The organism is Variovorax sp. 10N420 (assembly GCF_056394705.1).
The window spans coordinates 28,932-42,704 of record NZ_JBFTIJ010000020.1; the positions used below are offsets into that span (position 1 = coordinate 28,932).

The window sequence follows — 13,773 nt, forward strand, 5'->3', positions numbered from 1 at the left end:
ATGAACCCGCTCTTCGAACTCCAGGACTTCAGCGTCGCCTACGGCGCGGTCGAGGCGGTGCATGGCGTCGCATTGCGCGTCGACGAGGGCGAGATCGTCACCGTCATCGGCCCCAACGGCGCGGGCAAGACCACGTTGCTGTGTGCGGCGATGGGCTTGCTGCGCTCCACCGGCAGCCTCACGCTGGCCGGCGAGCGCATCGCACGGCCAAGCGTCGAAGCGATGGTGGCGCGCGGCGTGGCGCTGGTGCCCGAGCGGCGCGAGCTCTTCGGCGAAATGTCGGTCGAAGACAACCTGCTGCTCGGCGGCTTCTATCGCTGGCGCACGGGCAAGCGCGATCAGCGCGAGCGCATGGACGAAGTGTTCGCGATCTTCCCGCGCCTGAAAGAGCGCCGCGCGCAGCTCGCCAGCACGCTGTCGGGTGGCGAGCGGCAGATGCTTGCTATCGGTCGCGCGCTGATGGCGCGTCCGCGTCTGCTGATGCTCGATGAGCCGTCGCTCGGCCTCGCACCGTTGATCGTGCGCGAAGTGCTGCATGTCGTCTCTTCATTGCGCTCGCATGGCGTCTCGGTGCTGCTGGTCGAGCAGAACGCGCGTGCCGCCTTGCAGGTCGCCGATCGCGGCTACGTGCTTGAAACCGGCGCGGTCGCATTGACCGGCCCTGCGCAGGCACTGCTGCACGACCGCCGAATCATCGACACCTACCTTGGCCTCGGCAACAAGAACGCCGTCGCTGCCTGACTGTCCGCAGAACGGAGAAATTCATGACCCAGACCCTTCAAAGCTTCATCGGTGGCCGCTGGCTCGGCCAGCAGGGCGCGCAAGAGCTTCGCAGTGCAATCAACGGCCGAGCCGTGGCGAGCACGCATGCCGAAAGCATCGACTTCGGCGAGGCGCTCGATCACGCACGCAACATCGGCTTGCCCAATCTTCTGGCGATGGATTTCCAGCAGCGCGCGCAACGCCTGCGAGCGCTGTCGAAGTACATCGCCGAGCACAAGGAAGAGCTGTACGCGATTTCTGCGCACACGGGCGCCACGCGCGCGGACAGCTGGATCGACATCGAAGGCGGTGCCGGTACGCTGGCCGCTTATGCGGGCATCGGCGGCAACGAACTGCCGTCGGGCAACCTCGTGCATGAAGGCCCGGCGATGCCGCTCGGCAAGAAGGGCGGCTTTGCGGGAACGCACATCCTGGTGCCTCGCCGAGGTGTCGCGGTACACATCAACGCGTTCAATTTCCCCGTGTGGGGCCTGCTCGAAAAATGGGCGCCGAGCTTTCTTGCGGGCATGCCCTGCATCGGCAAGCCGGCCACTTCGACCAGCTACCTGACCGAAGCGCTGGTGCGGATGATGCACCGCTCGGGTCTGTTGCCGGAGGGCAGTCTGCAACTGGTGATCGGCAGCACGGGCGACCTGCTCGACCGGCTCAATGGCTCCGATGTCGTGAGCTTCACCGGCTCGGCGGACACTGCCGCGAAGCTGCGCGTGCATCCCAATGTCGTGCGCCAATCGATCCCTTTCAACGCCGAGGCCGACTCGCTGAACTGCGCCATCCTCGCGCCGGATGTCTCGCCCGACGATGAAGAGTTCGATCTTTTCGTCAAGGAAGTGGCGCGCGAGATGACCGTCAAGTCGGGCCAGAAGTGCACCGCCATCCGCCGCGCGATCGTCCCGCGTCAACATCTCGACGCCGTGGCCGACAAGCTGCGTGCGCGGCTCGCGAAGATGGTCGTCGGCGACCCCTCGCTCGAAGACGTGCGCATGGGCGCGCTCGCATCGCACGCGCAGCAGGCCGACGTCGCCGAGCGCGTGCGCATGCTGATGCAAGGCGCGGAACTGGTCTTCGGCGAGCGCGATGGATTTGCGCCGCGCGGCGAAGGCGCAGCGGAGGGCGCGTTCTTCTCGCCGACGCTTCTGCTTTCACGCGAACCGATGCGCCACGATGCCGCGCACGATGTCGAAGCGTTCGGCCCGGTGAGCACACTCATGCCTTATGAGGGGCTCGATGAAGCGCTCGCACTGGCCGCGCGCGGACGCGGCAGCCTTGTCGCCACACTGGTCACCAAGGACCCGGCCACCGCCGCCAAGGCCATCCCCTTTGCGGCCGCACACCACGGACGCCTGCTCGTGCTCGACCGCGAAGCCGCAGCCGAATCGACCGGCCATGGTTCGCCTTTGCCCTTCCTCAAGCATGGTGGCCCGGGCCGCGCAGGCGGCGGCGAAGAGCTGGGCGGCTTGCGCGCCGTCAAGCACTACCTGCAACGAGCGGCCGTGCAAGGCTCGCCGAGCATGCTGGCGGCAGTCACCGGCGAATACGTGCGCGGTGCCAAGCTGAACGAATCCGAAGTGCATCCCTTCCGCAAGCACTTCGAAGACCTGCAGATCGGCGACTCGCTGCTCACGCACCGGCGCACGGTGGGCGAGGCCGACATCGTTGCCTTCGGTGGCATCTCCGGCGATTACTTCTACATGCACTTCGACGAAGTGGCCGCGAAGGAGAGCCCCTTCGGCAAGCGCATTGCGCACGGCTACTTCGTGCTGTCGGCCGCCGCGGGGCTCTTCGTCTCGCCAGCGCCGGGGCCGGTGCTTGCCAACTATGGGCTCGACACGCTGCGCTTCATCAAGCCGGTGGGCATCGGCGACACGATCCGCGCGCGCCTGACATGCAAGCGCAAGATCGATCGGCAGAAGAAGGATGCCAACGGCGTCGGACAAGGTGTCGTGGCCTGGGACGTCGAGGTGACCAATCAGGATGGCGATCTGGTCGCGAGCTACGACATCCTGACCCTCGTCGCCAAGCGGAGTTGATCGGCGCGGGCGTTCCGCGCCCAAGGTGCAATCCTCCCGACGCTCGCCGCCGTTGCTTTCCTACAGCGGTTCGTGTCGGCGCATCCTAGGGTCCCAGCCTGGAGACCCGACATGCCCGCATCCGCACTCGAAGCGCTGGCGCCCTACCACCGCAAGCGCGACTTCAAGAAGACACCGGAACCGAAGACGGGCGGCAAGGCCGGCAAGGGGACGCTGTCCTTCGTCGTGCAGAAGCACCACGCGAGCCATCTGCACTACGACTTCCGGCTCGAACTCGACGGCACTCTGAGGAGCTGGGCGGTGCCGAAAGGGCCATGTCTCGATCCGAGCGTCAAGCGGATGGCCGTGCAGGTGGAAGACCATCCGATCTCGTACGCCGACTTCGAAGGAACCATTCCGCCGAAGCAGTATGGCGCCGGCACGGTGATCGTGTGGGACCGCGGCGAATGGTCCGCGCTGGGCGACGCGCGCAAGTCCCTGGCCGAAGGCAAGCTCAAGTTCGAACTGCGCGGCAAGAAGCTGCGGGGGCATTGGACGCTGGTGCGCATGCGCGGCAGGGGCGAAAAGAAGGAGCCCTGGCTGCTGATCAAGGAGCGCGACGACGAGGCGCGTGATCTCGCGGACTATGACGTCGTCGAGGCCGAACCCGACAGCGTCTTGACCGGACGAGACGTCGACAGCCCGCCGCCGGTCACCTATGGGAGCAAGCCCGAGCCCGCCGCGAAGAAGACAAAGGTGAGCGCAAGGCCCAGCGAGACACCCGCCGTGGGCGCCATCGGTCGCAAGGCTCCATTGCCTGCAATGCTTTCACCCGAGCTCGCCACGTTGGTCTCCGCGCCACCGCTCCGGCCGGCCGATTGGCTGTATGAGCTCAAGTTCGATGGCTATCGCATCCTCGCTCGCATCGACGGCGACAAGGTGCAGTGCATCACGCGCAACGGCAATGACTGGACATCCAGGCTGCCAGGCGTGGCCAGGGCATTGGCGAAGCTCCCCACTCGATCGGCGTGGCTCGATGGCGAGATCGTCGTCCATAACGAGCACGGGGCGCCCGACTTCCAGGCGCTGCAGAACGCCTTCGACAGTGGATCCACTTCATCGATCGTCTATTGGCTGTTCGATGCGCCTTTTCTGGATGGGCGCGATCTGCGGGATGTTCCGCTGGAAGAGCGACGCGCAGCACTGGCCCGGCTGACGGGAGACAAGCCGCCCGATCTCCTGCGCTTCAGCGAAGCCTTCGACGTCGCGCCGCGCGATTTGCTGGCTTCGTCGGCGAAGGTCGGCTTCGAGGGCATCGTCGGCAAGCGCAAGGGATCGAGCTACGTGTCGCGCCGCTCGCCGGATTGGATCAAGCTCAAGAACCAGCGGCGGCAGGAGTTCGTCATCGGCGGCTACACCGCGCCGAAGGGCTCGCGCACGGGCTTCGGCTCGCTGCTGCTGGGTGTGTACGACGACAAAGGCGCGCTCCAGTATTGCGGCAACGTCGGCGCAGGATTCGACGTCGGTCGCCTGACGGACATCAAGGCGAAGCTCGACGAGGTGCAGACGAGAGAGTGCCCCTTTCAGACGCGGCCTGCGGGCGTCAAGGCGCAATGGGTCGAGCCGGTGCTGGTGTGCGAAGTGGCCTTTGGCGAATGGACGCAGGACGGGCGCATCCGCCACTCCGCATTCCAGGGGCTTCGCACGGACAAGCCCGCCGGGCAGATCCGTCGCGAGACCGCGGCGCCCCCTCAGCAGGCGACCCCGACCGAGGCAAAGTCAAAGAAGTCGACCAAGGAACCGAAACCTCAAGGAGCTTCGAAAGCCATGCCGCAGCGCATCACCCATGCCGAACGCGTGATCGACGAGCAGAGCGGCACCACGAAGGGCGAGCTAGTCGCTTATTACGCCGAGGTCGCCGAGCTCATTCTTCCGCACCTCAAGGGCCGGCCGGTGGCGCTGGTGCGCGCGCCGGAGGGCGTGGGTGGCGAGCTCTTCTTTCAGAAGCACATGAAGCAGAGCGAGCTGCCGGGCGTGAAGCTGCTCGATCCGGCGCTCGATCCAGGCCACGATCCGCTGCTGCAGATCGACAACGCGCAAGGCATCCTGGCGGCGGCGCAGATGAATGTCGTGGAGTTCCACACATGGAACGCGACCTCGAACAACATCGGCAAGCCCGACCGGATGACCTTCGACCTCGACCCTGGCGAAGGCGTCGAATGGTCGCGTATCCAGGAAGCCGCCATGCTGGTGCGGACCCTGCTCGACGAACTGGGGCTGCCGGCATTTCTCAAGACCAGCGGCGGCAAGGGCCTGCACGTGGTCGTGCCGCTGCGTCGCAGCTACGACTGGGATGCCGTGAAGGGCTTCTCGCAAGGGATCGTGCAGCATTTGGCGGAGACCATCCCCGATCGCTTTGTTGCCAAGAGCGGGCCGCGCAATCGTGTGGGCAAGGTCTTTGTCGACTATCTGCGCAACGGATTCGGCGCGACGACGGCGTGCGCCTGGTCGGCCCGTTCGCGGCCGGGCTTGGCCGTCTCGGTACCCGTGGCATGGGACGAACTGCCCCTGCTTGAAAGCGCTTCGCAGTGGACCGTAAAGAACGTCGGCGCCCGACTGCCCACCGGCAATTCACCGTGGGCGGACTATGAGAAAAGCCGGACCGCCTTGGGCGCCGCGATGAAGCGGCTGGGCTACGTGGCGGGTTAGGGCGACCGTCGCCAGCGCGCTGCCGCATAGATCGTTGTTGCATGGATGCAACTTTCCCTCCTCATCTTTGAGGGTGACTCATCGGTTTTTCATGTGACAGGTTGTTTCACAACCTACGATTTATTGGTCAGGTGATCGTCAGTTCGACGCACCGACGCAATAAAAACGAAAGAGAAACCGAGATGAGGGCACCGTTTTCCGTCGCGAGCGCGACGATGTTGATCTTGAGTCTCGCCGCTTGCGGCGGCGGTAGCAGCGGCGGCAGCGCCGGCTTTTCGCTTCAGGCGCCGGGCGGCTCGGCCACCGGAGCCACCGGAAACACCCAGGCGCCGCAGACGACGCCGGAGGTGCCCGCCGCCGACGCCCGCAACGGCACCTACCAGGTGTTCAGCGGTGCCGGCACGGAATTCAAGTTCAAGGTCGACTTCGACCTCAAGCAGTACGCGCTCCTCGACAGCGCAGGCGCCCTCATTCGTTCAGGCACGTTGATGACCGACCCTGAAACGGCCGGCACCTACGTCATGGTCGACGCGGTCACCAAGCTGGCGACCTCTAATAACGCGCGTTTTCGCGTCTCGGCGGATACGCTCGTCGGCGTTGCGCCGTTGCCTCTCCCGTTCGCCAATACCACCAACATCAGCGAGTCGCTTCCGTTTGTCGCCACGCGTTCACTCGTGACCGACAAGACCCAGCTCGACGGTCTGTACAACCGCCTGGACCTGACCTTGACTGCCGGATCGGGAAATTCGTTGCCTCAACTCAGTTCGCGGTTGCATGAAGTGAAGATTTCGGGCCAGGGCACCGGCCTCGACCAGTGCAACGAAACCAACACCTTGTCGAATCTCGCCAATTGCACGGGGACCGGCAAGACCCTGGTCCACTACACAGCCGCTGCCACTGCGGACGCGCAAGGGCACTGGACCTTCACGAACGACTCCGATGCGAGCGACAAGCTCGTCTTTGCGGTGGCGCGCATCGGCGGGGAGAACGTGCTGCTCGAATCGGATGCGGACGCACGCATGCCAGCGAATCGCGTCTTCCGCGTCGGCTTGCCGAGCGGCGCTTCGTGGCCGACTTCGACTGCGTATGGCGGCAGCGAAATGGGCGACTGGAGCAAGTACAGCATCGGTCCGACGTCGATCGACGTGACCAGCAAGGCGCTAGACGGCAGCAGCAGTTCCGAAAGCTACCCGCTCTCCGTTCCGTCGACCACCGAGCCACAGGGATGGAAGAAGGCGAGCTTCACCGTCGGCCAGACGACCGGAGTCGCCTTTGCGATGCAAGGCAAGGGCCTCTACGTCCTCATGGGCAGTCCCAGCATCCACAACGGCTACCTCCATGTCGGCCTGACCCACTGACCAGGCTCACGCAAAGGTCGGCTGCGGCAGCACCTCATCCGTCGTCACCTCGAAGCGCTCCAGCGTGCTGGCACCGAACACCATCGTGATCGGCACGTCGGCCGCGTCCCGGCCGCGTGCGATCAGGATGCGACCGATGCGCGGCACGTTGTGGCGCGCGTCGAAGGTGTGCCAGCGGTCGCCCAGGTAGACCTCGAACCAGGCGCTGAAGTCCATCGGCGAGGGTATCGGCGGCACGCCGATGTCGCCGAGGTACCCGGTCACATAGCGTGCGGGGATGTTCATGCAGCGGCACAGCGTGATGGCCAGGTGGGTGAAGTCGCGGCACACGCCGACGCGTTCGCGGTAAGCCTCCAAAGCGGTACGGGTGGCTCGCGCGCTCTGATAGTCGAAGCGCAGGTGCTGGTGAACGAAATCGCAGATGGCCTGCACGCGCTGCCATCCGGCCGGCACGCCGCCGAAGAGCCCCCACGCAAGCTGCAGCAGTTCGCTGTCGACCTCGCAATAGCGGCTGGGCAGCACGAACTGCAGTGTCGACGTCGGGAGGTCGGCAGGCGCATGCTCGATCGCATCGAATGTCGCCGGGTCAGGCAGGCCGGTGTCGTACACCACGCCCTGGCTCTGCAGGCGCACCTTGCTCACGCCGGAGGGTATGGCCACGCGCGCGCACTCGTTGCCAAACGTGTCCGTGTAGAAGTCTGTTCGCAGCGGCGGGCTGATCGTCGTGCTTTCGCCGGGCTGGATATCCTGCGCACGTGACGAGTGCACGCGCAGCATGTAGATCAATGCCGTGGGCGGAGTGACGCCCAGTTCGATGTCGAAGCCGATTTTGATGAGCATGATGCGCTGCAATCGAGTGGATTGGGTCGGGTTGGGCCGGATGGGGTGGCGAGCAACTCATCCTATGCTCTTCGCGCCGGTGCCGGTGAGGGAATGAGCGCCTCAAGACGCGTAGGCAAACGTCAACCGGCCTCATCAGCCCCGCCCTTTCGTCGGTGCGCTCCTACTGTGAATCACTGGAGACTCCCACACGCTGCGGCGCGCGGCCACTACGGGTTGCGGCACGGGGGCCACATACGCTTGCGAATTGGCACGCACTGCCCTTGCCCTGTCAGCACCGCCAGCTACCCCCGAAGGAATCTCCCGATGACGCAACAGAACAAGGCCGCCGCCCGGCGCCTCAAGCAGAGCGACGGCTATAGCGCGAAGCAGGAGCAACTCGAAGCCTTCACCGTCGACAGCAGCGCCACGCCGCTCACGACGAACCAGGGCGTTCAGATTCCGGACAACCACAACTCGCTGCGTGCCGGTGCGCGCGGCCCGACGCTGCTCGAAGACTTCATCCTGCGCGAGAAGATCACGCATTTCGACCACGAGCGCATTCCGGAACGCGCGGTGCACGCCAGGGGCTCCGCGGCGCATGGCTACTTCGAGGTCTACAAGTCGATGTCGCAATTCACCAGCGCCGACTTCCTGCAGGACCCGTCGGTGAAGACGCCCGTCTTCGCGCGCTTCTCGACCGTCGCAGGCTCTCGTGGATCGGCCGACACGGTGCGCGACGTGCGTGGATTCGCCGTCAAGTTCTACACGCGGCAAGGAAACTACGACCTCGTGGGCAACAACATCCCCGTGTTCTTTGTCCAGGACGCGATCAAGTTCCCCGACCTCGTCCATGCGCTCAAGCCCGAGCCGCACAACGAGATTCCGCAGGCGGCGAGCGCGCACGACACCTTCTGGGATTTCGCCTCGCTCATGCCCGAGACCACGCACATGCTGATGTGGGCGATGTCGGACCGCGCCATCCCGCGGAGCCTGCGCATGATGGAAGGCTTTGGCGTGCACACCTTCCGCTTCGTCAATGCGCGGGGCGACAGCCACTTCGTGAAGTTTCACTGGAAACCCAAGCTCGGCATTCATGGCTTGGCGTGGGACGAAGCGCAGAAGATCGCCGGCAAGGACGCCGACTTTCATCGCCGCGACCTCTGGGAGGCGATCGAGAACGGCGACTTTCCTGAATGGGAACTCGGCGTGCAGATGATTCCGCAGGACAAGGAGCATGCCTTCGGTTTCGATCTGCTCGATCCGACGAAGCTCATTCCCGAAGAGATGGTGCCGGTGCAGCGAATCGGGCGCATGGTGCTCAATCGCAACCCTGACAACTTCTTCGCCGAGACCGAGCAGGTCGCCTTCCACCCCGGCCATGTGGTGCCGGGCATCGACTTCACGAGCGACCCGCTGTTGCAGGGGCGGCTTTTCTCGTACACGGACACGCAGATCTCGCGGCTGGGCGGCGCGAACTTTCATGAGCTGCCGATCAACAAGGCCGTGTGTCCCTTCCACAACTTTCAGCGCGACGGCATGCATCGCCAGACCATCGCGCGGGGACAGGTGGCCTACGAGCCGAACTCGCTGGGCGATGGCAAGGAGTACCGCGTCGATGGCGGGAGCGCCGGCTTCCAGTCGTATCCCGAGGCGCTGGAGTCGCCCAAGGTTCGAAGGCGCAGCCCTTCGTTCGACGACCACTTCACGCAGGCCCGCCTCTTCTTCAACAGCCAGAGCGCGGCCGAGAAGGAGCACATCATCGGCGGCTTTCGTTTCGAGTTGTCGAAGGTCGACGTGCCCGCCATTCGCCAACGCATGGTCGACAACCTCGCGCACGTCGACGAGAAGCTGGCGCGCCGGGTGGCCGAACCTTTGGGCATTGCCGCGCCGGACGCAAAAGCGGCTGCCGGTCGCGCGGGCTTTCGCGAACACCGCATCTCGATGCCGATTGACGAATCGCCCGCGCTTCGCATGGTCGACACCGGCGACGGCTCGGTCAAGACGCGCAAGGTGGCGATCCTCGTCGCGGACGGCATCGATTCAGCCTCTCTCAAGCCCATCCGGGAAGCAATCGAGAAGGCGGGCGCCCAATGCAAGGTGATCGGCCCGCAGCTTGGCACGGTCGCGAGCATGTCCAAGCGGCAACTGGACGTCGACGCCACCTTCGTCAACATGCCGTCGGTGATGTTCGACGCGGTGCTCGTGCCCGCCGGCGCCCAAGGTGCCGAGGCGTTGTCGCGCAACGGCGATGCGGTGCACTTCGTGCTGGAGGCCTACAAGCACTGCAAAGCGATATGCACGGTAGGCGACGGCGTCAAGCTGCTGTCGATGCTCGGCGTGCAGCCCGGCGCGAAGAGCGTTCCCGCCGGCGTGATCGTCGCCGAAACACCGGTGACCAATCTCGGCGACATCGCGGCCGCAACGCAGATTGCGCAGGACTTCGTCGCCGCCATTGCGAAGCACCGGCACTGGGACCGCGCCAACGTGGACAGCGTGCCGGCCTAGCCGGCCGGCGTGCGCCAGCGGGTCGACCAGCGCGACCGCGCCAGCGCGAAGCATTCGACAGTGCCCCACAGGATCGCGACAGCCACGCCGCGCACCTGGCGGCCGGATGAATGCTGGAAGAGACGGCTCATGATCACGCCAGCCTAGCCTGTGCGTGTGACGGATTGATGTCGCGACAGGCCGCTATCCTGCGCGCACCACTCATCCCGCTGCGCGTGACTTCAACAGACCTGCCAACAGACCTGCCCGAACTGCTGGAGCTGCAAAGGCTTGCTGAACTCGCCGGTGCGCACATCACCCGGCGCGTGCTCTGCGAGGTCGATGCGGGCCAACGGCAATTCTCCGTCGAGGCTTTCATGCTCGGCAGTGCGCGCGCGGACGCGCCGGCAGTCGGCTTCTTCGGCGGCGTGCACGGCCTGGAGCGCATCGGCGCCGAAGTCGCCATTGCCTGTCTGCGCAGTCTCGTGATGCGCCTGCAATGGGACGACACCCTTCACCGCCAGCTGGAGTCGGTGCGCCTGGTCTTCGTGCCCCTGGTCAATCCGGGAGGGCTGTGGCTTGGCACGCGCGCGAATCCGAATGGCGTCGACCTGATGCGCAACGCGCCGGTGGAATCCCGCGAGCGCGTGCCCTTCCTCATCGGCGGCCAGCGCGTCAGTGCCGCCTTGCCGTGGTATCGCGGCGCGGAGGGCGCGCCGATGGAGCGCGAGAGCGCCGCGCTGTGCGAACTGGTCGAGGCCGAACTGCTGGGCCGGCCGTTCAGCATCGCGGTGGATTGCCATTCGGGCTTCGGCCTGGCTGACCGCATCTGGTTTCCTTTCGCGCACACGTCGCGGCCGATTGCGCATCTCGCGGAGATGCATGCGCTCTGCGAGATCCTTGACGATTCACTGCTGCATCACCGCTACGTGCTGGAACCGCAGAGCCGGCAATACCTGACGCATGGCGACCTGTGGGATCACCTCTACCTGCGCGCCTGCGACAGAGCCGAAATCTTCCTGCCGCTGACACTGGAGATGGGCTCGTGGCTGTGGGTCAAGAAGAATCCGAGGCAGATTTTTTCGCGCCACGGCATCTTCAATCCGGTGATCGCGCATCGTCAGCAGCGCGTGCTGCGCCGTCACGTCGCATGGCTGGAATTCCTCGTGCGTGCGGCATGCAGTCACGAGCGCTGGGTGCCCACCGGCGCCCGCAGGATCGAACACACGCGCCGTGCGATGGCGCGGTGGTACGGCAAGGAAGGCGCGACATGAGCACGTGGCTGCTGCTGCGCGGACTGACACGCGAAGCGGCGCACTGGGGAGCCTTTCCGGCGATGCTGCGCGATGCCTTGCCCGGGGCGCGCGTCATCGCGATCGATCTGCCGGGCAACGGCGGACTGAATGGGGAACGAAGCCCCGCCCGCATCGAGGACACGGTGGAAAGCTGCCGCCGCGAGTTGCGAAAGCTGGCAATCGAGGAGCCCGTCTGCCTGCTCGCCATGTCGCTCGGAGCGATGGTGGCGATCGAGTGGGCGCGCCGGTACCCCGACGAACTGGCCGCTTGCGCGATCGTCAACACCAGCGTGCGTCCTTTCAGCCCTTGGTACCAGCGCCTCCGGCCATCGAACTATGGGGCGCTGGCAAGCCTGTTGATGCCAGGGCGAGGCGATCGCCAGCGCGAGCAGACGATCCTGCGCATGACCACGCGCCACCCCCGGCAGCCGGCGGCGGTCATCGACGAATGGACGGACTTGCGCCAAACCCGCCGCGTGCACGCTGCCAATGCATTGCGGCAGTTGATTGCCGCTGCGCGCTATCGTGCGCCTGCCGAGGCGCCGGCTGTGCCGCTGCTGGTGCTGGCGAGCCAATGCGACGCGCTAGTGAACGTGCAATGCTCGCGAGCACTCGCGCGGGCATGGAGACTCGCCATCGTCCTGCATCCCACTGCCGGCCACGATCTCCCGTTGGACGATGGGCCATGGCTGGCTCGCCAAATCGCCCAGTGGGCGAGCCTGTCGTTCACTTGCGGCCGTCAGCCGGGCGCAGCACGTTTCCCTTCAGGGTGACGGCCTTGCCGATGGGCGGCGCCGTGCTCGTTTCCACCCTGCGCACCGATCCGTCCTGCATGCGGACGCTGACGTCATAGACGGTCTTCGTGTGCGTGTGCTTTTCGATCGAGTTGCCCGCGAATCCCCCGCCGACCGCGCCGAGCACTGTGGCCGCCGTGCGGCCGTTGCCGCTGCCGATCTGATTGCCGACCAGGCCGCCCACCACGCCCCCGGCCACGGCGCCGACGCCCGATGTGGGTTGCTGGCGTTCCACCTTGCGAACCGACTCGACATGGCCGCAAACCGAACACGGCTTGACCGGTGCGGGCGCCGGTTCGGGGCCAGAGGCGGCACCCGCAGGATTGGCCTGCACCACCTTGGGCGGAATGACCTCGGGGGCCCTGACGGGTGCCGGTGCCTGTGCCGGGGCCGCAGGTGGCGGAGGGGTGACTGCCTGCACCGGAGGCGGCCCGGGGAAATCGTCCGGCGTCTTGGCGGGCGGCGCGGCTGCGACGGCCGTCGAGGCCGGTGTGGGTGCTGTCGCCGTTGCACTGCCCGTCACTTCCTTGTGAACCAGCGCGCCGCCGAGCGCCGCCACGGCGATCGCCAATACGCAGATCGCCACCCAAAGCGCCTTGGACGGTTGCGACGGTTGCGGTTGCGTTTGCGGTTGCATGAAATCCTTCCTGTCATGGTGCGAAGGCACCGGATCAATAAACAGCATCGCCGGCGCAGGGCGGCTGTCAATGCGCCCGAATCCCACAAACACTGTGCGTCTGCGGCTACATCGCTTTTGAAAGCCCGCTGTAATTCGCGTTCGTATGATGAACATCCGGCATTGCTCCCGCATTCATCTGCCATCTGCTTATTCATTCATGACGCCATCCAAGGACGACGCCTTCCATCAACTTTCCACGCAGACGCAAACGCCGCTCGTCTGCGTGGTCGACACCGACGAAGCTTTCCGGAATGCGGCATCCCATCAACTGAAGGTCGCCGGCTACCGCGTTCGCGCCTATGGCTCGATCGGCGAACTGCTCGAGACGGAGATGGACACTGGGGACGAGGCGGCATGCCTTGTCCTGGACCTCCACATGGCCGCACCCGATTGGCTCGACCTGCAGGACGTGATCACGCGCAGCGCAGAGCCTCTTCCCGTCGTCGTGGTGACAGCAAGGGCCAGCGCGCGTGACACCCTTCAGGCCATGAAGGCCGGAGCGCGGGATTTCTTTCTCAAGCCGGTGGACGGCGAGGCGCTCGTGGGTGCAGTGCGAAACGCCGTGGCCCATCACATCTCGCGCCGCGAGGCCTTGAAGCAGGTCGACGCATTGAAGGCACGCTTTGCCACGCTCACACCACGGGAGCGGCAGGTGGCTGCCATGGTCGTGACGGGTGTTCCCAACAAGGACATCGGGATGGCGCTCGGCGCGGCGGAGCGCACGGTCAAGCTGCACCGTGCCAATGCAATGGAAAAAATGGGCGCCCGGTCATTGCCTGACCTTGTCCGGGCACTGGGCCGGATCGAAGCGGGCGTTTCGGGTCAGACTGCCTGAGTCGGCCG

Annotated in this window: 11 protein-coding genes; 8 read left to right on the forward strand and 3 right to left on the reverse strand. The window is 65.6% G+C overall.

All coding sequences use genetic code 11. The features are described from left to right. The 4 genes from AC1DEK_RS28450 (at position 1) to AC1DEK_RS28465 (ending at position 6,856) form a co-directional block, all read left to right on the forward strand. Positions 1-741 (forward strand): ABC transporter ATP-binding protein, encoded by a 741-nt coding sequence (locus AC1DEK_RS28450; RefSeq protein ID WP_478128676.1) that lies wholly within the window; start codon positions 1-3, stop codon positions 739-741. 23 nt (positions 742-764) lie between these two features. After that, positions 765-2,810 (forward strand): phenylacetic acid degradation bifunctional protein PaaZ, encoded by a 2,046-nt coding sequence (paaZ, locus tag AC1DEK_RS28455; protein WP_478128677.1) that lies wholly within the window; start codon positions 765-767, stop codon positions 2,808-2,810. A 111-nt stretch (positions 2,811-2,921) separates the two neighbouring features. After that, a complete protein-coding gene (gene ligD / locus AC1DEK_RS28460; RefSeq protein ID WP_478128678.1) occupies positions 2,922-5,498 on the forward strand; it encodes a DNA ligase D in 2,577 nt (858 codons plus the stop codon). A 182-nt stretch (positions 5,499-5,680) separates the two neighbouring features. After that, positions 5,681-6,856 carry a hypothetical protein gene (locus tag AC1DEK_RS28465; protein ID WP_478128679.1) on the forward strand — a complete coding sequence of 392 codons (1,176 nt, stop codon included), beginning with the start codon at positions 5,681-5,683 and terminating at the stop codon, positions 6,854-6,856. 6 nt (positions 6,857-6,862) lie between these two features. Here the strand turns inward: AC1DEK_RS28465 and AC1DEK_RS28470 are convergent, their stop codons facing one another. Beyond that, positions 6,863-7,696 carry a transglutaminase-like domain-containing protein gene (locus tag AC1DEK_RS28470; RefSeq protein WP_478128680.1) on the reverse strand — a complete coding sequence of 278 codons (834 nt, stop codon included), beginning with the start codon at positions 7,694-7,696 and terminating at the stop codon, positions 6,863-6,865. Between the two features lie 306 nt (positions 7,697-8,002). On the opposite strand from AC1DEK_RS28470, the gene katE reads away from it, so the two are divergent. Continuing rightward, on the forward strand, positions 8,003-10,183 hold the full coding sequence (gene katE, locus AC1DEK_RS28475) for a catalase HPII (RefSeq protein ID WP_478128681.1): 2,181 nt from the start codon (positions 8,003-8,005) through the stop codon (positions 10,181-10,183). Here katE and AC1DEK_RS28480 read toward each other — a convergent pair. Further along, positions 10,180-10,314, reverse strand: coding sequence for a hypothetical protein (locus AC1DEK_RS28480; RefSeq protein ID WP_478128682.1), 135 nt, complete (start codon positions 10,312-10,314; stop codon positions 10,180-10,182). The genes katE and AC1DEK_RS28480 overlap by 4 nt on opposite strands. A gap of 36 nt (positions 10,315-10,350) precedes the next feature. Between AC1DEK_RS28480 and AC1DEK_RS28485 the strand changes: the two genes are divergently transcribed. Together AC1DEK_RS28485 and AC1DEK_RS28490 are read left to right on the forward strand one after the other, a co-directional pair. Continuing rightward, positions 10,351-11,436, forward strand: a complete 1,086-nt coding sequence (locus AC1DEK_RS28485) for a M14 family zinc carboxypeptidase (RefSeq protein ID WP_478128683.1) — start codon at positions 10,351-10,353, stop codon at positions 11,434-11,436. Continuing rightward, positions 11,433-12,230: an alpha/beta fold hydrolase gene (locus AC1DEK_RS28490; protein ID WP_478128684.1), complete on the forward strand. Its 798-nt coding sequence runs from the start codon at positions 11,433-11,435 to the stop codon at positions 12,228-12,230. The genes AC1DEK_RS28485 and AC1DEK_RS28490 overlap by 4 nt, the downstream gene beginning before the upstream one ends. On the opposite strand, the gene AC1DEK_RS28495 is transcribed toward AC1DEK_RS28490, so the two are convergent. Beyond that, positions 12,184-12,888, reverse strand: a complete 705-nt coding sequence (locus AC1DEK_RS28495) for a glycine zipper 2TM domain-containing protein (protein ID WP_478128685.1) — start codon at positions 12,886-12,888, stop codon at positions 12,184-12,186. The two genes, AC1DEK_RS28490 and AC1DEK_RS28495, sit on opposite strands and share 47 nt — an antisense overlap. A 199-nt stretch (positions 12,889-13,087) precedes the next feature. Here AC1DEK_RS28495 and AC1DEK_RS28500 point away from each other — a divergent pair, with 199 nt between their 5' ends. Next, positions 13,088-13,765: a response regulator transcription factor gene (locus AC1DEK_RS28500; protein WP_478128686.1), complete on the forward strand. Its 678-nt coding sequence runs from the start codon at positions 13,088-13,090 to the stop codon at positions 13,763-13,765. Positions 13,766-13,773: the final 8 nt, after the last annotated feature.